Source organism: Tenacibaculum profundicola, from assembly GCF_057220795.1.
The window spans coordinates 223782-245768 of record NZ_CM170137.1; the positions used below are offsets into that span (position 1 = coordinate 223782).

Genomic DNA, 21987 nt, shown 5'->3' on the forward strand with positions numbered 1-21987 from the left:
AATAGTCTCACAGTTAAAATAACTGTGAGATCTTTTTACTTAACGATAGAAATGGTCTTCTCCTTTTTATCATTAAAAAATGAACGTATTCATGAAAACATATCAACTACTTATCCTACTATTACTTCATACTGTTCTTGGGTTTTCTCAAAATACAAATCGTATTTTCAGAGAGGCAATTTATAATGAGGCAGATTTGTTGACAGTATATGTAAACGATGGAGAATATAGCGTTCAGTATTATGGTTCAGAAATTGTAGAAACTACTTTTATTCCAGCTAACCAAAATGTAAAGGAGAAATCACATGCGGTGGTTATTAAGCCTAAGAATATCTCCATTACATATAAAGAAATGGAAGATAATGTTTTTTTCTCCTCAAATGGAATCACCGTTGACATTCAAAAATCACCTTTCAAAATATCGTATTTCTATCAAGGCAGAGAAATAATTTCAGAAAAGAATGGGTACACCAAAATAGAAAATGGAGAAGCTATTGAATTTAACCTTACTTCAGATGAGGTTTTGTATGGAGGTGGGGCAAGAGCATTAGGAATGAACAGAAGAGGACATCGTTTAGAATTGTATAATCGTGCACATTATGGATATGAAGAACATGCTGAGTTAATGAATTATACGATGCCAGTTGTATTATCATCAAAAAAATATTTAATTCACTTTGATAATGCTCCCATTGGTTTTCTTGACCTTGATAGTAAAAAAGACAATACCTTAACATATGAAACTATTTCAGGAAGAAAAACGTATCAGGTAGTTGTTGGAAATACTTGGTTAGATTTGATTGATAATTACACAGAACTAACAGGAAAACAACCAATGATACCAAGATGGGCCTTAGGAAACTTTTCAAGTAGGTTTGGATATCATTCTCAAAATGAAGTAGAAAATACCATTCAGAAATTTCAAGAAGAAGAAATCCCTGTAGATGCGGTTATATTAGACCTGTATTGGTTTGGTAAAGACATTAAAGGGACCATGGGGAATTTTGAAGTGTTTAGAGATTCTTTTCCTGATTTTGAAGGAATGATTAATCGTTTGCATAAAAAAGGAGTTAAAACAATTACGATAACAGAACCTTTTATTTTGACAACTTCTAAAAAATGGAAGGAAGCCGTAGAAAAAGATATATTAGCGAAAGATAAGGACGGGAAACCCGCTCAATATGACTTTTATTTTGGGAATACAGGAATTATAGATATCTACAAAGCCGAAGGTAAGAAATGGCTTTGGTCCGAATATGAAAAACTAGCAGAAAAAGGTATTGCTGGAGTTTGGGGAGATTTAGGAGAACCAGAAGTACATCCTAATTGGGTACAACATGCATCAGGTACAGCTGATGAAGTTCATAATATTTATGGCCATGATTGGGCACGATTGGTAGCTGAGGGTTATCAAAACAAATATCCGGATATTCGTCCTTTTATATTAATGAGAGCAGGATATTCAGGGTCACAACATTTCGGTATGATTCCATGGTCTGGTGATGTAAATCGTACTTGGGGAGGTTTGAAAAGCCAACCAGAAATAGCACTACAAATGGGGATGCAAGGCTTAGGATATATGCATTCTGATTTGGGAGGTTTTGCAGGAGCCAATTTAGATGATGAGTTATATGTGCGTTGGTTGCAATATGGTGTTTTTCAACCTATTTTTCGCCCTCATGCTCAAGAAGAGGTGCCGTCAGAACCTGTTTTTCGGTCTGAAGAAGCAAAATACAGGGCAAAGAAGGCCATAGAATTACGATATAAATTAATACCATATAATTACCATTTGGTGTATGAAAACCATAGTAAAGGAACACCATTAATGCGTCCTTTATTCTTTGAGTTTTTTAACGAAGAAACCCTAACATTAGCTTCTAGTTATCTATGGGGTAATGATTTTCTTATTAGCCCTCAAACTTCAAGAGTTGGTGCGCAGCAAAGTATCTACGTACCAAAATCAACTGTTTGGTTTGATTTTTATACTGATGAGAGAATTGTTGGAAGCGGATTTCAAAAAGTAGTAACTACCCAAAAAAATAGTATTCCAACTTTGGTAAGGGCCGGTGCTTTTATTTCTATGGGTAAACCTATTCAAAACACGACAGCATATAATTCAAATGAATTAGAAGTACATTATTATCACGACAGTACGATAAAATCGAGCAAACGTTTGTTGTACAATGATGATGGAAAAACACCGAAAGCATTTGAAAATGGAGCATACGAACTTATTCATTATAGAAGCAATTATAACAAAAAGTATTTGAAACTAAAACTAAGTGCTAGTATAGGAAATACATATAAAGCCCAAGATAAGCTGTATGACTTAGTAATTCATAATATAGCATCATTACCGAAGAAAGTAGAAGTCGATAAGATAAGCGTGCCAGCAAGTTGGAATGAAGAGAAAAAAACGCTTGTAATACCAATTAACTGGAATACACAATCAATAAAAAAGGTGAAAATTAAGTTATAAAAAATGAAAAATATTACAGTAGCATTTTTAGCAATGATTCTAACTGTTGGATGTGCTAAAAAAAATCAAACCGAAAGTACTGAAAAACCCTTTGTATGGGGGGGTGCAAACCTTTATTTCTTGCTCACAGATAGGTTTAATAATGGAGACACTAGTAACGATATAAATTTTGGAAGAACTAAGGAAACCGGGAAGTTAAGAGGCTTTAAAGGAGGAGATATAAAGGGGGTTGTCCAAAAGATAAAAGAAGGGTACTTTACACAACTAGGTGTTAATGTGATTTGGATGACTCCTATTGTAGAGCAAATTCATGGGGAAGTCAATGAAGGAAATGGATTAACCTATGGTTTTCATGGGTATTGGATTAAAGATTGGACTAAAATAGACCCTAATTTTGGAACGAGTAAAGACCTACATGAATTGGTTCAATTGGCCCATGAAAAAGGTATTCGAGTGTTATTTGATGCAGTGATTAACCATACAGGCCCTGTTACACAAAAAGATCCTGTTTGGCCAAAAGAATGGGTTCGGACGGAGCCTAAGTGTACTTATGAAAATTATAAGAATACGATTTCATGTACATTGGTAAAAAATCTTCCTGATATAAAAACCGAAAGCAATGAAAATGTCGAATTACCCCCAGAATTGCTTGAAAAATGGAAAACTGAAGGAAGGCTAGCGCAAGAGTTAAAGGAGTTAGACGATTTTTTTAACAGAACAGGGTACCCCAGAGCTCCTAGGTTTTATATTATGAAATGGTTAGCTGATTATATTGAAGAATTCGGTATCGATGGGTACAGAGTAGATACAGTGAAACATGTTGAAGAAAATGTATGGAGAGAGTTTCGAACAATTTGTGATGAGGCATTTAAAAACTTTAAGCAAAAACACCCAAATCAAAATTTATTGGATTCATTTTATTTAGTAGGAGAAGTTTACGGTTACGGATTAAGTAGTGGTAAACTATACAATTTTGGAGATAGAAAAATAAATTATTTTGATAATGGTTTTAATAGTCTAATAAATTTTGAGTTTAAATGGAATGCACAAGAATTACCAGACTACGAAAGTTTATTTGCTAAATATGACAGCCTATTAACTACCAATTTAAAAGGGTATAATGTATTAAATTATATGTCATCCCATGACGACGGAATGCCATTTGATGCGAATAGAAATCGCACATACGAAACAGCAACTAAACTTTTATTGTCACCTGGAACTTCACAAATATATTATGGAGATGAACTATCACGTCCTTTAAAAATAGAAGGCGCTGAAGGAGATGCTAATCTACGGTCTTTGATGGAATGGGAAACTTTAAAAGATGAAGAAACAGTTCAAGTATTGAATCACTGGCAAAAATTAGGTAGCTTTAGAGCAAAGCATCCTGCTATTGGAGCAGGAAAACATCAAAAAATAGCATCACAGCCATATATATTCAAAAGAAAATATACTGCTGATAATTACAAAGATGAGGTGATCGTAGGTTTACACTTTACCCATGAAACCAAGATTATAGAGGTGGCTTCTGTTTTTGAAAATGGAAGCATGATAAGAGATGTTTACTCCAATACAACAGTAGAAGTTGTGCAAGGGAAAGTAACGATTAACAGTCCGTTTGATCTGGTATTACTTGAGAGAATAGAGAAAAAGAATAAATAATAAAATATATTGATTAGATGAAAAAAAACATAGTACTACTTATAAGCCTCATGGTTGTGTTTGCTTGTAAAAAAGAGCTGATAAAATATAAACCCCTTGAGCAAATTCAAAAACCTATAGCTACTATTTCGAGTGAAACAATAGAGCGAGCCATAATTTACGAAGCAAATATTCGTCAATATTCAAAGGAAGGAAGGTTTGAACAATTTACCAAAGACATTCCCCAGCTCAGAGAATTAGGAGTCAAAATTATTTGGTTGATGCCAATTTTTCCAATATCAGAAACAAAAAGAAAGGCCAAAGGAGATAAATTCGTTTCAGAATTTCCAGAAGAAGAACAAAAGAAATATTTAGGCAGTTACTATGCGGTATCTGATTTTAAAAAAATTAATCCGGAGTTTGGTACAATTGAAGACTTCAGAAAACTTGTTAAAACAGCCCATGAAAATGGTATTTATGTTATTTTAGATTGGGTGCCAAATCATACAGGATGGGATCATACTTGGATTAAAACCAATCCTGAGTATTATACTAAAAACGAAAAAGGTGAAATTACCGATCCTTTAAATGAAGATGGAACACCTGTGGGGTGGCAAGATGTTGCTGATTTAAACTACGACAATATGCAAATGAGAAAAGCTATGGTAAATGACATGTTGTATTGGATACATACTGAAAATATAGATGGTTTTCGTTGTGATGTTGCAGGTTCAGTTCCACTCAATTTTTGGAAGGAAGCCATTCCTCAAATAAGAGCAAAAAAAGAAGTATTTATGCTAGCAGAAGCATGGGAGCCAGAACTTTTAGAAGAAGGGCTCTTTGATATGGCTTACGGTTGGGATAGACACCATGTAATGAATCATATAGCAAAAGAAAAGAAAAGTGTGAACGAATGGGATACCAATTATATAAAAGACACTGCACGCTATCAAGAAGATGATATTCTTATGAATTTCATAACAAATCATGATGAAAATTCTTGGAATGGAACGGTACAAGAAAGAATGGGGGAATCGTGGGAAGTATTTACAGCATTAACCTACATAGTTCCAGGGATGCCCTTGATCTATTCAGGGCAAGAATACGGTTTAAACCATAGATTACAGTTTTTTGAAAAAGATGAAATTCCTCATACAAAAGGAAAGGAATGGAGTGTATTACAAAAACTAGGCAAACTAAAATTAGAAAATAAAGCACTGAATGGTGGTAAAAAAGCAGGAAGCTATACTAGATTAGTATCAAATGAAAATGTACTGGCTTTTAAAAGAAACAAAGAGCAAGACGAAGTTATTTTCATGGCGAATTTATCATCTAAACCAGCGAAACAACAATATAATTTTGACACGAATTATACTGACTACTTAAGTAATAAAAAAATAAAATCTGGCAAAAAAGAATTAATTTTAGAGCCCTGGGAGTATAAGATTTTCGTTAAATGAATAAAAAAGAGGACTCCAATAATGGGGTCTCTTTTTTATAAGAGTTTTTTTACTTCTTGTTTTAGAAAAGAGACGGCAATTTCAGTGGGGTTTTCTTCCTTACTATAATCAATTAAAACATTCTCACGCAAAGCAATGGCTGTGTTAGCAGATTCTGCTACCTTTCTTAGTTTCGCAATAATCGCTATTTTAGAGGCTAAAACAGCTTTCCATGAACCATCTGAAATATATAATTGCTGTACCAAGTTATGCTCAAATTCTTGCTCAATATTAGCAATCAATAATTGCAAGTAATTTTCTGTTTTGTCACCAATAGGGTTAACGCGAATAAGTAATTTAGTTGGGTTGATACGCTCACAAAACAAAAGCATACGCTCATATGCTTGTAATTTAACAGGCAAGCTTTCTCTCTTTTTTTCAATTAAAGCTTGAAATCTATTTTCATTATTATCTTGTTTTATAAATGCACTTAAAATATAATAAGCAACAACACCCGTAACTAATGCAGGTAAGGCATAAGCCAAACCTTCAACAATTTTATCTTCCATTATCAATATATAAAATGTAACGAATGCTAATATACAAGTCTTCTTCAAAAAAAGTACGCTATATGGAAATAAAAGAGCACGAAAATCGTCAAATGGCGTTAAAAAATAATATGTGAATAAAAAAGTGCCTTCATATTTTATAAAACCTAAAAGAATGGTTAATTTTCCACTTTTAATTTATTCAACTTATTTTTCATTGAACACTTATTTAGAACAACTTAATGAACCACAGAAAGCGGCTGTCTTACAAAAAGATGGTCCGATGATAATTATTGCAGGTGCAGGGTCTGGAAAAACACGTGTTTTAACGTATCGTATTGCCCATTTGATGCAACAGGGAGTTGATTCATTTAATATATTATCTCTCACGTTTACCAATAAAGCGGCACGTGAAATGAAAGAACGTATAGCTAGTGTGGTTGGCCATAGCGAAGCAAAAAACTTGTGGATGGGTACATTTCACTCTGTTTTTGCTCGAATACTAAGATCTGAGGCGGATAAACTTGGATATCCTTCAAATTTCACCATCTACGACACCCAAGACTCAGTACGTTTGATTACTGCTATTATAAAAGAGATGAATTTAGACAAGGATCGCTATAAACCTAAGCAGATTTTAAGTCGAATTTCATCATTTAAAAATAGCCTGATTACCGTTCGAGCATATTTTAATAACGCTGATTTGCAGGAAGCAGATTTACAAGCTAGCAGGCCTAAGGTAGGAGATATCTATAAACAATATGTAGATAGATGTTTTAAGTCGGGAGCAATGGATTTTGATGATTTATTGTTAAGAACGAATGAATTGTTAGCACGATTTCCTGAAGTATTGGCAAAATATCAGGATCGATTTAGATACATAATGGTTGATGAGTATCAAGATACAAATCATTCTCAGTATTTGATTGTTAGATCTTTAGCGGATCGTTTTCAGAATATATGTGTGGTAGGAGATGATTCGCAAAGTATTTATAGTTTTCGTGGAGCGAACATTAATAACATTCTAAATTTCCAAAAAGATTATCCCGATGTCAAAACGTTTAAATTGGAACAGAACTATCGCTCAACGTCAAACATTGTAGAAGCAGCCAATAGCGTAATTGATAAAAACAAAACAAAATTAGATAAAGAAGTTTGGACTGCTAATGAAGCTGGTGATAGTATTAAAATAATGCGTTCTATATCGGATGGTGAAGAAGGACGTTTTGTGGCACAATCTATATGGGAAAATCAGATGAATCATCAATTGACTCATAATGACTTTGCGATTCTATATAGAACCAATGCCCAATCAAGAGCCATAGAAGATGCTTTACGAAAAAAAGATATAAAATATAAGATTTATGGAGGGATATCATTTTACCAACGTAAAGAAATTAAAGACTTATTGTCGTATTTACGATTATTAATAAATCCTAATGACGAAGAAGCGTTAAAAAGAGTTATAAATTATCCAGCTAGAGGTATTGGCGCAACAACGATTGATAAGCTTACGATTGCAGCGAATCATTATAAGAAATCAATTTTTACCATTGTAAAGAATATTGACAAAGTTGATATTAAGATAAACTCAGGAACAAAAAATAAACTTGAGAACTTTAGTACAATGATGCAACGACTTCAAATTGAAGCACAAACTAAAAATGCTTTTGAAATGGCTGATTTAGTGGTAAAGCAAACACAGCTTGTAAAAGATTTGCAAAAAGACGGTACGCCAGAAGGAGTCAATAAAGTAGAAAATGTTCAAGAATTACTAAACGGAATCAAAGATTTTATAACAGATAAAATTGAAACTGGTGAAGATGCGTCTTTAACAGCTTTCTTAGAAGATGTCGCTTTAGCAACTGATTTTGATACAGAAAAAGATGATACACCACGAGTTTCATTAATGACAATCCATTTATCTAAAGGGTTAGAGTATCCATATGTTTATATAGTTGGGTTAGAGGAAAGTTTATTTCCTTCTGCCATGAGTATGAATACTCGTAGTGAACTGGAAGAAGAACGACGTTTGTTTTATGTAGCTTTGACCAGAGCCGAAAAAGTAGCGTATTTAACCTATGCGCAAACTCGTTATCGATGGGGTAAACTAACTGATGGGGAACCAAGCCGTTTTTTGGAAGAAATAGACGAACAATTTGTTGAATACTTAGCTCCGAAATTACCAGAACCAGCTGCCAATAGATTTATTGATGCTGATTTATTTGATGATTCACCTAAAAAAATGCGTTTTCAAAAACCTATACAAAGGAAAAGAAAAGAGTTTTTAAGTGGAAAGGAGAAGCCCGCAATTGTGCCCCCTAAGAGTAAGATGAAAAAGGTATCAGAAGCGCAAACTAAGGTAAACTTATTTGACGGTGAAATAGGAGTTGGAAACTTAGTAGAACACAATCGTTTCGGAACTGGTAAAGTTTTAGCTTTAGAGGGTAAAGGACCCAATAAAAAAGCAGAAATTGAATTTGGAACCGTAGGAAAAAAGAAATTATTATTACAATTCGCAAAATTAAAAGTAATAGGCTAATATAGTACCAATAATATTCAATTATTGATGATTACAATAAATGTAATGCCAATAATTCGAATAGATTAATAAATTAAGAAGGTATTATTAATATTATTTACCTATTTTGCATTTATATAAAAATAGACAGCATGTTTGATTTAGAATATAACTCAGAAAGAACGACTTTAATTATTCCAGAATACGGAAGACATATACAAAAATTAGTTAACCATTGTATCGCATTTGAAGATAGAGAAGAAAGAAATATTATGGCAAAAGCCATTATTCATGTAATGGGGAATTTACAACCTCATTTACGAGATGTGCCTGATTTTAAGCATAAACTTTGGGATCAGTTGCATATAATGGCCGATTTTAAATTGGATGCAGATTCTCCCTATGAAACGCCATCAAAAGAAGAATTGACAGAGAAGCCCGCAAAATTAGAGTATCCTAAATCAGCATCAAAATACCGCTTTTATGGAACCAATATTCAAACAATGATTGATGTAGCGTTAACATGGGAAGATGGAGACATGAAAGAAGCGTTGGTTTTTACAGTAGCCAATCATATGAAAAAATGCTATTTGAATTGGAATAAAGATACTGTAGATGATGCCGTAATATTCGATCATTTATACGAGTTATCTGATGGGGAATTAGACTTAAGAGGTATTGATGAAGAACTGGTCGATAGTAAGAATTTACTTCGTAAAAGGAACAATCAAGGTCAAAAAGGAAAAACGATCAGTAACAAAAACCATAAAAATAGAAAGAGATAAATGGCATCATTTAAAATTGAAGGTGGTCATAAACTAAAAGGGACCATCATGCCTCAAGGAGCAAAAAATGAAGCGTTACAAGTTATTTGCGCGATTTTATTAACTTCTGAAAAAGTAATTATAAACAATATTCCAGATATTCTCGATGTTAACAAGTTAATTTTTATTCTTGGTGAGTTAGGAGTTAAGGTAGAAAAACTTGGGAGAAATTCGTATTGTTTTCAAGCAGATGAGATAAATTTAAAATATCTTGAAAGTCATGATTTTAAGAGAGATGGAAGCTCGTTAAGAGGTTCAATTATGATTGTAGGACCGCTGTTAGCACGTTTTGGTAAAGGGTACATTCCTAGGCCTGGCGGTGATAAAATAGGTCGACGTCGTTTGGATACCCATTTTGAAGGCTTTATTAATTTAGGCGCGAAGTTTCGTTATAACAAAGAAGAGTATTTCTACGGTGTAGAAACCGATACTGGTTTACAAGGAACTGAAATGTTGCTAGATGAAGCTTCAGTCACAGGAACTGCAAATATTATTATGGCTGCTGTTTTAGCCAAAGGAAGAACAACAATTTATAATGCAGCCTGTGAACCGTATATTCAACAATTGTCAAAGATGTTGAATAGCATGGGAGCAAAAATTTCAGGAGTTGGTTCAAACTTATTAACGATTGATGGAGTTGAAGAATTAAAAGGTTGTGAGCATCGTGTTTTACCAGACATGATTGAAATTGGAAGTTGGATTGGTATGGCCGCAATGACGCGTTCTGAACTGACAATAAAAAATGTCAGTTGGGGTAATTTAGGACAAATCCCGAATGTTTTTAGAAAATTAGGTATTCAACTAGAGCAAAAAGGTGACGATATATATATACCAGAACAAGAGAGTTACGAGATACAAAATTATATCGACGGCTCTGTTTTAACGGTGGCTGACGCACCTTGGCCAGGTTTTACACCAGATTTGTTGAGTATTGTGTTGGTAATAGCTACACAGGCAAAAGGAACTGTTTTGATTCATCAGAAAATGTTTGAGAGTCGTTTGTTTTTTGTTGATAAACTTATAGATATGGGAGCTAAGGTCATTTTATGTGACCCTCATAGGGCAACCGTTATAGGACATGATTTCCAAAGCCAGTTGAAAGCTACAAAAATGACATCACCTGATATTAGAGCAGGTATCTCATTATTAATAGCTGCCTTATCTGCTAAAGGAACGAGTATTATTCATAATATAGAACAGATAGATAGAGGTTATGAAAACATAGAAGCGCGTTTACGTGCTATCGGAGCCAAAATAGAAAGAATTCAAGACTAATTATCTAGGTTTTTATACATAAAATTGTGTCAAGTTGACACAATTTTTTTATTGGCAGTATTCTTGTTTACATAAAGGCAGAAAATAAATGTAAAAATTTACGATGAGTAAAGATCAATATACAAAAGAAGACAAGTTGAAAGACGCTATTGAAAATTCGGAGATGGAAGCTAATAAAGAGAAAGTTTCTGAAAATGAGTCGGAAGAGACGGGAGATGAACCAACAGCTGAAGAGTTACTTCAAGTTGAAAAAGATAAGTATTTACGCCTATTTGCTGAATTTGAGAACTACAAAAAAAGGACAACAAAAGAACGTATTGAGCTTTTTAAAACAGCCAGTCAAGAATTAATGACAGCTTTACTGCCAATTATGGATGATTTTGACAGAGGATTGGCAGAGATTAAAAAAACGGATGATTCTGAATCATTAAAAGGAATGGAGCTTATAAGCAATAAGCTTAAAAGTACCTTAACTCAAAAGGGGCTAACAGAAATGGAAGTGAACGTAGGAGATGAGTTTGATTCTGAAATTCACGACGCAATTACTCAAATTCCTGCACCAACAGATGAATTAAAAGGCAAAATCATTGATTGTGTCGAGAAAGGATATAAACTTGGGGATAAAATTATTCGTCACCCTAAAGTAGTGATTGGACAAGCATAAACAATTAATAATTCAATTATCAATTACCAATTGTTGTTAATTGTTAATTGTCAATAGACAGAAGTATGGCAAAACAAGATTATTATGAAGTGCTAGAAATAGCTAAATCAGCTTCACAGTCAGAAATAAAAAAAGCATACCGAAAGATGGCAATCAAATATCACCCGGATAAAAATCCAGATGATAAAGGTGCTGAAGAAAAATTTAAGATGGCGGCTGAGGCTTATGAAATACTAAGTGACGAGAATAAAAAGGCGCGTTATGATCAATATGGTCATGCAGCTTTTGAAGGAGGTCAAGGAGGCTTCGGAGGCGGCGGAATGAATATGGACGACATATTTAGTCAGTTTGGTGATATTTTCGGAGGCGCTTTTGGTGGTGGTTTTGGTGGCTTTGGTGGTGGTCAACGCCAAGGACGAGTGAAAGGCAGTAACCTGCGAATTAGAGTCAAACTTACCCTAGAAGAAATAGCAAATGGAGTAGAAAAGAAAGTAAAAGTACGTAGAAAGGTAAAAGCAGAAGGGGTTACCTACAAAACATGTTCAACATGTAATGGTACTGGTCAACAAATGCGTGTTACAAACACCATATTGGGTAGAATGCAAACAGCAACTACCTGTAGTACTTGTCATGGAGCAGGAGAGATGTTAGATAAAAAACCTTCAGGTGCAGATGCACAAGGGTTAATTATCAATGAGGAAACAGTTTCAATTAATATTCCAGAAGGAGTTACAGAGGGCGTTCAATTAAAAGTTGGAGGTAAAGGAAATGAAGCTCCAGGAAAAAATTCTATATCGGGAGATCTGTTAGTTTTAATTGAAGAGGTTCAACATGATACATTAAAAAGAGAAGGGAGTAATATACATTATGACTTATATATAAACTTTTCAGAAGCTGTTTTGGGAGTTACAAAAGAGATAGAAACAGTAACAGGAAAAGTCAAAATAAAAATTGAGCAAGGAACACAATCAGGCAAAATTTTACGTTTAAAAGGAAAAGGGTTACCAAGTATTGAGCGTTATGGAAATGGAGACTTTTTAATTCATGTTAATGTATGGACTCCACAAGAGCTAACAAAAGAGCAGCGTAAATTTTTCGAACAAATGGAAAACGATGAGAACTTTAGCCCAAACCCGCAAAAGTCTGATAAATCATTTTTTGAAAAGGTAAAAGATATGTTCTCTTAAACATTATTTTTTCTATAAATAAAATGCTTACATATGGAAGTATCTTAGGGAAGTCCTAAGATACTTTTCTTTTTCACATTCATTTATTTTACCGCGAAATTTGAGTGTTTTTCTTTTAAAATAGTTTTATCAACTTTTTTGAATATATAAATCAATTTAGAATAGCGAAGCTTTTTTATAATCATATAACGGTCATTTTTTTTGGAAGAAATTAAAAAATATTTTATATTTGCAACGTCTTAGAGACGTCTAAGACACTTTTTCTTTTTCATAGCAATTTTCCCACTCGTTTGAGTGGGTTTTTTTTATTAGGAAGAAAGTTATAGAAAATATAATTAGCAGTTCTATCTTATCGACTTGTTTTTAAATAAGTAGGAAAGTCCGGACACCGAAGAGTAGCATAGCGGATAACATCCGTCCGATGTAAATCGAGGACAAGTGCAACAGAAAGAATGTACAGGTAAGGCTGTAGTGAAACCAGGTAAACTCTATGCGGTGCAATGCCACGTATATTAGAAACAGAGTGTTACTCGCACGATTCTAAGGGGTAGGCAGATTGATCTCGATAGTAATATCGAGGCTAGATAAATGATAAGAGCCTTTTTAAAAGGATACAGAATCCGGCTTACTGAACTGCTTTTTATTTTCACCTCTTATTTAGAATTAATATAAAGAAAGAATGTGTAAAAAAAGCATGTCGAGATTACTATATGTGTAAATTAAAAGTGTTTTTTTAGGTTTTTTTTATTGAATTCTGTTTTTTTTTAGTATAAATCTAGGATAATTTATTAACATCCTTATTCTGTTGTATATTTTTAAAATACTCGGTAAAATTGTACTTTTGCTTAGCAAAAAACGACATAAGTAATACACATTATATGTGACTTTTTATTTTTAAATAATTTAGGGGATAAATATCAGATTTAAAGGAAGAGTGATAAGGTCAATAAATTTTGGCTAAACAACTGATATCTTTAATTAGAAATTTTACACTTTAACCTTATAAAATACAGGTTATAATAGTTATATAATATTTATTTTTTATATTGTTTTTGCTTTAGGTATAATTGTATTTCATATACGACTATACAAATGATATTGTTATAATTTATGAAAAGCAGGTAGGTAAATAGTAATTTTAAAGACTACTACATATATCTGTATTCAACATTGAAAAGACTTCTATTTATGAACACTTATGAAGATTACATCAAGGAGATTGAAGAACGAAAAGCTCAGGGACTTAACCCCAAGCCAATTGATGGTGACGAATTATTAAGCGAAATTATTGCGCAAATTAAAGATTTAGGTAATGAGCACCGAGAAGATTCTCTTAATTTTTTTATCTATAATTCTTTACCTGGTACTACTAGTGCTGCCAGTGTAAAAGCTAAATTTTTAAAGGAGATTATTCTTGGTGAATCAATAGTGAAAGAAATTACTCCTGATTTTGCTTTTGAATTATTATCACATATGAAAGGTGGACCTTCAATTGAGGTTTTACTTGATTTAAGTTTAGGTGATGATTTATCAATAGCCAAAGCGGCAGCGGAGGTTCTTAAAACACAAGTTTTCTTGTATGAGGCGGATACTGATCGTTTAAAAGAGGCATTTAACGATGGTAATGAAATAGCTAAAGGGATTATAGAGAGCTATGCAAAAGCCGAATTCTTTACTAAGTTACCAGAGATAGATGAAGAAATTAAGGTTGTTACTTATGTAGCAGGTGTAGGTGATATTTCCACAGATTTATTATCTCCAGGTAGTGATGCCCATTCTAGATCAGATAGGGAGTTACATGGTAAATGTATGTTTGAACATAATATTGATAAACAAAAAGAACTCTTAGCCCTGCAAGAAAAGCACCCAGATAAAAGAGTAATGTTGGTTGCTGAGAAAGGTACAATGGGAGTGGGCTCATCAAGAATGTCTGGTGTGAATAATGTGGCATTATGGATCGGTAAACAAGCAAGTCCATATGTGCCATTTATTAATATTGCTCCAGTGGTGGCAGGTACTAATGGTATTTCACCAATTTTCCTTACAACCGTTGGAGTAACAGGAGGAATAGGTCTTGATCTTAAAAACTGGGTTAAGAAAAAAGATGCCGATGGGAATACAGTAATGGATGAGAATGGGGAACCTGTACTTGAAGAAGTTTATTCTGTTGAAACAGGAACTGTACTTACCATAAATACTAAGAAGAAAAAATTATACAACGGAGATCAGGAGTTAAGCGATATTTCTGCTGCATTTACACCGCAGAAGGTAGAATTCATGAAAGCAGGAGGTTCGTATGCTATTGTATTTGGTAAAAAATTACAGACATTCGCGGCAAAAACACTAGGTATTGACGTTCCATTGGTGTTTGCTCCGTCAAAAGAGATATCTCATGAAGGGCAAGGGCTTACTGCAGTAGAAAAAATATTTAATAAGAATGCAGTAGGTACAACACCAGGTAAAGTATTGCATGCAGGTTCAGATGTTAGGGTAGAAGTAAATATAGTAGGTTCGCAAGATACTACTGGTTTAATGACCTCCCAAGAATTGGAAATGATGGCTGCTACAATTATTTCGCCAATAGTTGACGGTGCCTATCAATCAGGTTGCCATACGGCTTCTGTTTGGGACAAGAAAGCTCAAGAAAATATTCCAAGACTTATGAAGTTTATGAATGATTTCGGTTTAATTACCGCTCGTGACCCAAAAGGCGAATATCATGCAATGACAGATGTTATTCATAAGGTTCTTAACGATATTACCATTGACGATTGGGCCATTATTATAGGAGGTGATTCTCATACAAGAATGTCTAAAGGTGTTGCTTTTGGGGCAGATTCGGGTACAGTTGCTCTTGCTTTGGCTACAGGTGAAGCAAGTATGCCAATTCCAGAATCGGTAAAAGTGACCTTTAAAGGAGAAATGATGGAACATATGGACTTCCGAGATGTAGTACATGCAACGCAGTCTCAGATGCTTGATAAGTTTGGAGGTGAGAATGTTTTCCAAGGAAGAATTATTGAGGTTCATATCGGAACCTTGCCTGCTGATAAAGCGTTTACATTTACCGATTGGACTGCAGAAATGAAAGCTAAAGCTTCTATTTGTATTTCTGAAGATGACACTCTTATTGAATCTCTTGAAATAGCTAAAAAGAGAATTAATATCATGATCAATAAGGGTATGGATAATGAGAAGCAAGTTCTTCAGGGACTTATTGATAAAGCTGATCAAAGAATTACAGAGATTAGAACTGGTATTAAATCTGCATTAACTCCTGATTCTAATGCAAAGTACTTTGCAGAATTTGAAGTAGATTTAGATCTTATTGGTCAACCAATGATTGCTGACCCTGATGTAAATAATGACGATGTATCTAAACGATATACCCATGATACTATTAGACCACTTTCTTATTACGAAGGAGAGAAAAAAGTAGACCTAGGGTTTGTGGGCTCTTGTATGGTGCATAAAGGTGACCTCAAAATATTAGCTCAGATGCTAAGAAATTTGGAAAGACAAGAAGAGAAAATTGAATTTAATGCTCCGTTAGTTGTAGCAGCACCCACTTATAATATTATTGATGAACTTAAAGAAGAAGGTGATTGGGATGTTTTACAAAAGTATTCAGGTTTTGAATTTGATGATAATGCCCCTAAAAATGTAGCTCGTAAAGAATACGAGAATATGATGTATTTGGAAAGACCAGGATGTAACCTTTGTATGGGGAACCAAGAAAAAGCTGAAAAAGGAGATACTGTAATGGCTACTTCAACTCGTTTGTTTCAAGGTCGTGTCGTGGCAGATTCAGATCGTAAAAAAGGTGAGTCATTATTGGCGTCAACACCCGTTGTTGTTCTTTCTGCAATTCTAGGTAGAACCCCTACTATTGAAGAATACAAAACGGCAGTATCTGGTATCAATCTTACTAAGTTTGCACCGCCTAGAAAGAAGCTATGTTCGTAGTCAGATAGTCCTGACTACTAGCATTTTTTGAGATTTTAAATTATCATGAACTCTACTCTATAGTATAGATGGTAATAATGTTGTAGCTTTAAATAAGCGTAAAATTATACATAAAATAACGTTTAAGAACTAAATATATAGAGATATGGCTTTTGACATTGAAATGATTAAAAAGGTATACAGCAAAGTAGTGAAAAGAGTAGATGCTGCTCGTGAAATTACTGGTAAACCTTTAACGTTAGCAGAGAAAATATTATATACACACCTTTGGGATGGAAAACCTAACAAGGCTTTTGTAAGAGGAAGAGATTATGTTGATTTTGCTCCCGATCGTATTGCGTGTCAAGATGCTACTGCTCAAATGGCGTTATTACAGTTTATGCAGGCAGGGAAAAGTAAAGTGGCTGTTCCAACAACTGTACACTGTGATCATCTAATTCAAGCGAAAGTTGGAGCCGATAAGGATTTACAAACAGCTCTTAATAATAGTAATGAAGTATTTAACTTTTTAGAATCAGTTTCTAATAAATACGGAATAGGTTTCTGGAAGCCAGGGGCAGGAATTATTCATCAAGTAGTATTAGAAAATTATGCTTTTCCTGGGGGTATGATGATTGGTACTGATTCACACACCGTAAATGCGGGTGGGTTAGGAATGGTAGCTGTAGGAGTTGGAGGAGCTGATGCAGTAGATGTTATGGCAGGTATGGCATGGGAATTAAAGTTTCCTAAATTAATCGGGGTTAAGCTAACAGGTGAGTTATCAGGATGGACGGCACCAAAAGATGTCATTTTAAAGGTAGCTGGTATCGTTTCTGCAAAAGGTGGAACTGGAGCTATTGTAGAATATTTTGGAGAAGGTGCTATTTCAATGTCATGTACTGGTAAAGGTACAATATGTAACATGGGAGCTGAAATTGGAGCAACAACTTCAACTTTTGGTTACGATGCATCTATGGAACGTTATTTAAGAGCTACAGATAGAAATGAAGTAGCAGATGCAGCAAATGAGATTAAAGACTATTTAACTGGTGATACCGAAGTATATGCAAACCCTGAACAATATTTTGATCAAGTAATAGAAATTAATTTAGATGAGTTAAAACCACATTTAAATGGTCCATTTACCCCTGATTTAGCCACCGAAGCGGGTAGAGATATGACCGAAAAGGCTAAATTAAATGAATGGCCATTAAAAGTAGAATGGGGATTAATAGGTTCTTGTACCAACTCTTCTTATGAAGATTTATCAAGAGCAGCTTCAATTGCCCAACAGGCGATAGACAAAGGTTTGAAAACTAAAGCTGAATTTGGAATTAATCCAGGTTCTGAACAAGTTCGTTATACAGCAGATAGAGATGGAATCTTAGAAGTATTTGAAAAATTAGATGCAAAAATATTTACCAATGCATGCGGGCCTTGTATAGGTCAATGGGGTCGATATGAAGATCCTAAAAATGCGCCTAAAAATAGTATTGTACACTCGTTTAACAGAAACTTTGCTAAAAGAGCAGATGGAAATCCAAACACTCATGCATTCGTAGCTTCTCCAGAAATGGTAGCGGCTATCGCTATTTCAGGACGTCTAGACTTTAATCCTATAACCGATACCATTACTAATGATAAAGGTGAAGAAATTAAGTTAGACGAGCCTACAGGATGGGAGCTACCAGAAAAAGGCTTTGCGGTTGAAGATGCAGGATATTTACCACCTAAAGAAGATGGAAGTGACGTTAAAATTGCCGTGAAACCAGATTCTGAACGTTTGGAGCTATTAACACCGTTTTTACCATTAGGAGATACGATTAGAGATGCTAAGTTATTAATTAAAGCACATGGTAAATGTACTACAGATCATATCTCAATGGCAGGTCCTTGGCTACGTTATCGCGGGCATTTAGATAATATATCTAACAACTGTTTAATTGGTGCTGTGAATGCTTTTAACATGAAAACGAACTTTGTTAAAAGTCAGTTAACTGGTGAATACGATGGGGTACCTACAACACAAAGAGCCTATAAAGCAGCGGGTATAAAAACGTTGGTTGTAGGAGACCACAATTATGGAGAAGGTTCTTCTCGTGAACACGCAGCAATGGAACCTCGCCATCTAGGCGTAGCAGCCGTATTGGTTAAATCTTTTGCTCGTATTCATGAAACAAACCTTAAAAAGCAAGGAATGCTTGGCTTGACTTTTGTAAATGAAGCCGATTATGATTTAATTCAAGAAGATGATACTTTTAACTTCTTAGATCTAAATGAATTTGCTCCTGGTAAAGCGTTAACCATTGAAGTTGTGCATGCAGATGGCTCAAAAGATATTATTTTAGCCAATCATACCTATAATAAAGGCCAAATAGAATGGTTTAAAGAAGGTTCTGCATTAAATTTAATTAAGAAACATAACGTATAGTTAATAGAAAGATAATTGGTAATTATAATCAAAAAAACTCTGGTCTTAACCAGAGTTTTTTTTGTAATGTTCATCTTGTTTTCGAGACTAAAATTATATAACGATTAAAGAATCAATTATGAGTGGAATTTGGTGTTTCGAAGAAATTAACTTGTTTAAGATATTATGCCCTCATAGATATTCAACCTATAAAAAAAATCATACTGTTAATCTTTATAAGAAGAAAGATTATATATATTTTGAAAAAGATGCAGCTAATAAGGTTTATTTAATTAACAAAGGAAAAGTAAAAATAGGATATTATACAGAAGAAGGAGATGAAATCATCACGGCGATTTTAACACGCGGTGAAATTTTTGGAGAAAAAGCTATTTTGGGAGAAGATAAAAGAAACGAATTTGCACAATCTATTGATAACCATACTTCCATATGTCCTGTGTCAAAGAGTACTATGTATTCACTAATGAGAGATAATGTGTCAGTTAGTTTTAAAATTTATAAATTCATTGGATTGAGAATAAAAAAATTGGAACGAAGACTTCAATCATTACTATACAAAGACACCAGAACACGTTTGTTAGAGTTTCTTAATGAACTTTGTGATGATTATGGAAATGTCTGTGAAGAAACGGGTGATCATATCATAAAGCATCCTTATACACAAAAAGATATAGCAACTCTTATTGGTACTTCTAGACCTACATTAAGTACTTTAATGAATGAACTCAAGCAGCAAGAAATAATTGATTTTAGTAGAAAAGAATTCAGGATATTAAAAAAAAGTATAACTGTCAGCTAGCTGACAGTTTATAACGAATGCTCGAAATATCTTTGTCTTATAATTCATAAAAACAAAAAACAATGAAATTAAATATATTTTTGATTGCTTTAATAGCAATAAGTTTTACGTCTTGTAATGACGATGATGATAACATAGTAACCGCACCCACTAGCTCAAGTTTATCTCTAAACATTGATGGTCTTGAAAATTTAGGTGATGATTATGCCTATGAGGGGTGGATTATTGTAAATGACACACCTATTTCAACTGGAGTTTTTACCGTTGATGATTCCGGAAATTTTTCAAAATCATCCTTTACAGTTGATACGGATCAATTAGACGCGGCTACAAAATTTGTTTTATCTATTGAACCAGCTATAGATTCTGATCCAAACCCATCAAATACTAAAATTTTGGCAGGAGATTTTTCAAATAATTCAGCAACTATTACTTCTACAGGAATTGTAGGAGATTTTTCAAATGCCACAGGAAAGTATATTTTAGCAACACCAACCGATGGTGATAATACTAATGAAAGAAGTGGTGTGTGGTTTTTAGATATATCTAGTGGAAGTCTAATGAGTGGGCTTACATTACCAACATTATCAGAGGGTTGGAAGTATGAAGGATGGGTTGTTATTGATGGAATACCAATAAGTACGGGAACATTTACTGATACTGCTATGGCAGACGATAATGCCACTACATCTCCATATATTGGAACTATGGGAACTGGACCAGCATACCCAGGTGAGGATTTTATACAAAATGCACCAGAAGGTTTAACATTTCCCACTGATTTAAGAGGAAAAACAATTGTTCTTTCTGTTGAACCAGACCCTGATAATAGCACAAATCCTTTTACTTTGAAGCCTTTGGCTCATGAAGTACCTATGGATGCAGATGATCATAACACGTTAATAATGGGTACAGGCCCCATACACACTATTTCAGGAACTGTAACCCGTTAATAGTTTTTTGTTTATTATAGTCATTAAGTTTTAGAGCAATCAATTATCTTTGGTTGCTCTTATTTTTAATATATGAAGTATAGACAATTGACAAAAGAACAATTTGAAAGTTTACATGAGGAGTTTGCTCGCTTTTTAGCAACTCAGAGCATTGATGTGAACGAGTGGAATCAAATTAAAAAGGAAAAGCCTCACGTTGCTGAGGAAGAAATGAATGTTTTCAGTGATGTTGTTTGGGATGATGTGCTAACAAAGGCAAAATATTTGGAACATTTTTCATCTAATATTATAAACCTATTTAAATGTGAGGAAGAGCGTATTCTTAGAATTGTTGTTCAAGTTACAGAGTTAGAAATTAATCTGTTAGAAAAAGAAGGTTACGAATGGTTATTAAAGAATATGAATAGTAATAATGTGGAGATTTTAGAAGGGGCAAAAAAATATCAACAAGATAGGAATAGTGAAGTTTTTAATTTAATCGAAAAGGGAAGTTATATTTCACAAGGAGAGCTTTATGAATATTTCGATAAACTAATTTCAAAAACCTAATCTAATAATGCTAACAGTTTTTGTGTACCTGCACTAGCAACGTCTTTTATAACAGTTAACTGATTAAAGTCATTTTTTGTTACTGCTGGTTTAGGGTCAATAAAATAAATGGGAGTATTTGAGGGGACATAGTTTATTAAACTCGCTGCAGGATAAACCTGCATAGAGGTTCCTATTATTACTAAAATATCACATTTGAGCAGTATTTCTATGGCATTTTCAAGCATTGGAACATCTTCTCCAAACCAAACTATATAGGGTCTTAATTGTGATTTTTTCTCACATAAGTCACCAAGAACAATGTCCTTATTCCAATCGTACACCAAGTTTTTATCTTTAGTACTGCATGCTTTTAGAAGTTCACCGTGTAAATGTAAAACATTAGTACTTCCAGCACGCTCATGCAGGTCATCTACATTTTGAGTTATGATATCAACTTGATATTTATTTTCGAGATGAGTTAAATTATAATGAGCGCTATTAGGAGCAACGTTGAGTAATTGTTTTCTTCGTTGGTTATAAAAATCTAAAACCAAATTAGGGTTCTTATAAAAACCTTCAGGAGAAGCTACTTCATAAATATCATGACCTTCCCATAATCCGTCAGCGTCTCTAAAAGTTTTGATACCACTTTCGGCACTTATCCCAGCACCTGTCAAAATTACTAGTCGTTTTTTCATGCTAAAAAATATAAAACGAAAATATGAAATTTTAGTATGTTTGTAT

The 21987-nt window shown here is 33.9% G+C and carries 15 protein-coding genes and 1 other RNA gene; 14 read left to right on the forward strand and 2 right to left on the reverse strand.

The window, feature by feature from the left end; genetic code table 11:
- Positions 1–91: 91 nt before the first annotated feature.
- Genes AC2TDS_RS00930 through AC2TDS_RS00940 form a run of 3 tightly spaced genes read left to right on the forward strand, consistent with a single transcriptional unit; the run spans position 92 to position 5583 of the window.
- Complete coding sequence (locus tag AC2TDS_RS00930; RefSeq protein WP_484737252.1) at positions 92–2479, forward strand: glycoside hydrolase family 31 protein; 2388 nt, start codon at positions 92–94, stop codon at positions 2477–2479.
- Positions 2480–2482: 3 nt separating this feature from the next.
- Complete coding sequence (locus tag AC2TDS_RS00935) at positions 2483–4144, forward strand: alpha-amylase family glycosyl hydrolase (protein WP_484737253.1); 1662 nt, start codon at positions 2483–2485, stop codon at positions 4142–4144.
- A 17-nt stretch (positions 4145–4161) separates the two neighbouring features.
- Complete coding sequence (locus AC2TDS_RS00940) at positions 4162–5583, forward strand: alpha-amylase family glycosyl hydrolase (RefSeq protein ID WP_484737254.1); 1422 nt, start codon at positions 4162–4164, stop codon at positions 5581–5583.
- A 35-nt stretch (positions 5584–5618) separates the two neighbouring features.
- Here AC2TDS_RS00940 and AC2TDS_RS00945 read toward each other — a convergent pair whose 3' ends face one another.
- Positions 5619–6131 carry a DUF7935 family protein gene (locus tag AC2TDS_RS00945; protein WP_484737255.1) on the reverse strand — a complete coding sequence of 171 codons (513 nt, stop codon included), beginning with the start codon at positions 6129–6131 and terminating at the stop codon, positions 5619–5621.
- 196 nt (positions 6132–6327) lie between these two features.
- Here AC2TDS_RS00945 and AC2TDS_RS00950 point away from each other — a divergent pair, with 196 nt between their 5' ends.
- The 11 genes from AC2TDS_RS00950 to AC2TDS_RS01000 all read left to right on the forward strand — a co-directional run bounded on the left by AC2TDS_RS00950 (position 6328) and on the right by AC2TDS_RS01000 (position 21261).
- On the forward strand, positions 6328–8652 hold the full coding sequence (locus AC2TDS_RS00950) for an ATP-dependent helicase (RefSeq protein ID WP_484737256.1): 2325 nt from the start codon (positions 6328–6330) through the stop codon (positions 8650–8652).
- A gap of 131 nt (positions 8653–8783) precedes the next feature.
- A complete protein-coding gene (locus AC2TDS_RS00955) occupies positions 8784–9416 on the forward strand; it encodes a DUF4290 domain-containing protein (protein ID WP_484737257.1) in 633 nt (210 codons plus the stop codon).
- On the forward strand, positions 9417–10730 hold the full coding sequence (gene murA / locus AC2TDS_RS00960) for a UDP-N-acetylglucosamine 1-carboxyvinyltransferase (RefSeq protein ID WP_484737258.1): 1314 nt from the start codon (positions 9417–9419) through the stop codon (positions 10728–10730).
- Positions 10731–10833: 103 nt separating this feature from the next.
- Positions 10834–11394: a nucleotide exchange factor GrpE gene (locus AC2TDS_RS00965; protein WP_484737259.1), complete on the forward strand. Its 561-nt coding sequence runs from the start codon at positions 10834–10836 to the stop codon at positions 11392–11394.
- 65 nt (positions 11395–11459) lie between these two features.
- Entirely contained in the window at positions 11460–12581 is a 1122-nt protein-coding gene (gene dnaJ / locus AC2TDS_RS00970) for a molecular chaperone DnaJ (protein ID WP_484737260.1), read from the forward strand.
- A 335-nt stretch (positions 12582–12916) separates the two neighbouring features.
- An RNA gene (gene rnpB, locus AC2TDS_RS00975) (RNase P RNA component class A) lies at positions 12917–13225 on the forward strand.
- 544 nt (positions 13226–13769) lie between these two features.
- On the forward strand, positions 13770–16547 hold the full coding sequence (locus tag AC2TDS_RS00980; RefSeq protein WP_484737261.1) for a bifunctional aconitate hydratase 2/2-methylisocitrate dehydratase: 2778 nt from the start codon (positions 13770–13772) through the stop codon (positions 16545–16547).
- Positions 16548–16692: 145 nt separating this feature from the next.
- Positions 16693–18960, forward strand: coding sequence for an aconitate hydratase (locus AC2TDS_RS00985; protein ID WP_484737262.1), 2268 nt, complete (start codon positions 16693–16695; stop codon positions 18958–18960).
- A gap of 118 nt (positions 18961–19078) precedes the next feature.
- Positions 19079–19759: a Crp/Fnr family transcriptional regulator gene (locus AC2TDS_RS00990; RefSeq protein WP_484737263.1), complete on the forward strand. Its 681-nt coding sequence runs from the start codon at positions 19079–19081 to the stop codon at positions 19757–19759.
- Positions 19760–19821: 62 nt separating this feature from the next.
- Complete coding sequence (locus tag AC2TDS_RS00995; protein ID WP_484737264.1) at positions 19822–20712, forward strand: anti-sigma factor; 891 nt, start codon at positions 19822–19824, stop codon at positions 20710–20712.
- Positions 20713–20784: 72 nt separating this feature from the next.
- Positions 20785–21261 carry a DUF6495 family protein gene (locus AC2TDS_RS01000; protein ID WP_484737265.1) on the forward strand — a complete coding sequence of 159 codons (477 nt, stop codon included), beginning with the start codon at positions 20785–20787 and terminating at the stop codon, positions 21259–21261.
- On the opposite strand, the gene AC2TDS_RS01005 is transcribed toward AC2TDS_RS01000, so the two are convergent.
- Positions 21258–21941, reverse strand: coding sequence for an SIR2 family NAD-dependent protein deacylase (locus AC2TDS_RS01005; protein WP_484737266.1), 684 nt, complete (start codon positions 21939–21941; stop codon positions 21258–21260). The two genes, AC2TDS_RS01000 and AC2TDS_RS01005, sit on opposite strands and share 4 nt — an antisense overlap.
- Positions 21942–21987 lie beyond the last annotated feature (46 nt).

What these genes read in the sequence shown, in the direction of transcription:
- AC2TDS_RS00930 (WP_484737252.1), top strand. Translation starts at nt 92, where the DNA reads ATGAAAACATATCAACTACTTATCCTACTATTACTTCATACTGTTCTT.
- AC2TDS_RS00935 (WP_484737253.1), top strand. Translation starts at nt 2,483, where the DNA reads ATGAAAAATATTACAGTAGCATTTTTAGCAATGATTCTAACTGTTGGA.
- AC2TDS_RS00940 (WP_484737254.1), top strand. Translation starts at nt 4,162, where the DNA reads ATGAAAAAAAACATAGTACTACTTATAAGCCTCATGGTTGTGTTTGCT.
- AC2TDS_RS00945 (WP_484737255.1), bottom strand. Translation starts at nt 6,131, where the DNA reads ATGGAAGATAAAATTGTTGAAGGTTTGGCTTATGCCTTACCTGCATTA.
- AC2TDS_RS00955 (WP_484737257.1), top strand. Translation starts at nt 8,784, where the DNA reads ATGTTTGATTTAGAATATAACTCAGAAAGAACGACTTTAATTATTCCA.
- murA (WP_484737258.1), top strand. Translation starts at nt 9,417, where the DNA reads ATGGCATCATTTAAAATTGAAGGTGGTCATAAACTAAAAGGGACCATC.
- AC2TDS_RS00965 (WP_484737259.1), top strand. Translation starts at nt 10,834, where the DNA reads ATGAGTAAAGATCAATATACAAAAGAAGACAAGTTGAAAGACGCTATT.
- dnaJ (WP_484737260.1), top strand. Translation starts at nt 11,460, where the DNA reads ATGGCAAAACAAGATTATTATGAAGTGCTAGAAATAGCTAAATCAGCT.
- AC2TDS_RS00980 (WP_484737261.1), top strand. Translation starts at nt 13,770, where the DNA reads ATGAACACTTATGAAGATTACATCAAGGAGATTGAAGAACGAAAAGCT.
- AC2TDS_RS00985 (WP_484737262.1), top strand. Translation starts at nt 16,693, where the DNA reads ATGGCTTTTGACATTGAAATGATTAAAAAGGTATACAGCAAAGTAGTG.
- AC2TDS_RS00990 (WP_484737263.1), top strand. Translation starts at nt 19,079, where the DNA reads ATGAGTGGAATTTGGTGTTTCGAAGAAATTAACTTGTTTAAGATATTA.
- AC2TDS_RS00995 (WP_484737264.1), top strand. Translation starts at nt 19,822, where the DNA reads ATGAAATTAAATATATTTTTGATTGCTTTAATAGCAATAAGTTTTACG.
- AC2TDS_RS01000 (WP_484737265.1), top strand. Translation starts at nt 20,785, where the DNA reads ATGAAGTATAGACAATTGACAAAAGAACAATTTGAAAGTTTACATGAG.
- AC2TDS_RS01005 (WP_484737266.1), bottom strand. Translation starts at nt 21,941, where the DNA reads ATGAAAAAACGACTAGTAATTTTGACAGGTGCTGGGATAAGTGCCGAA.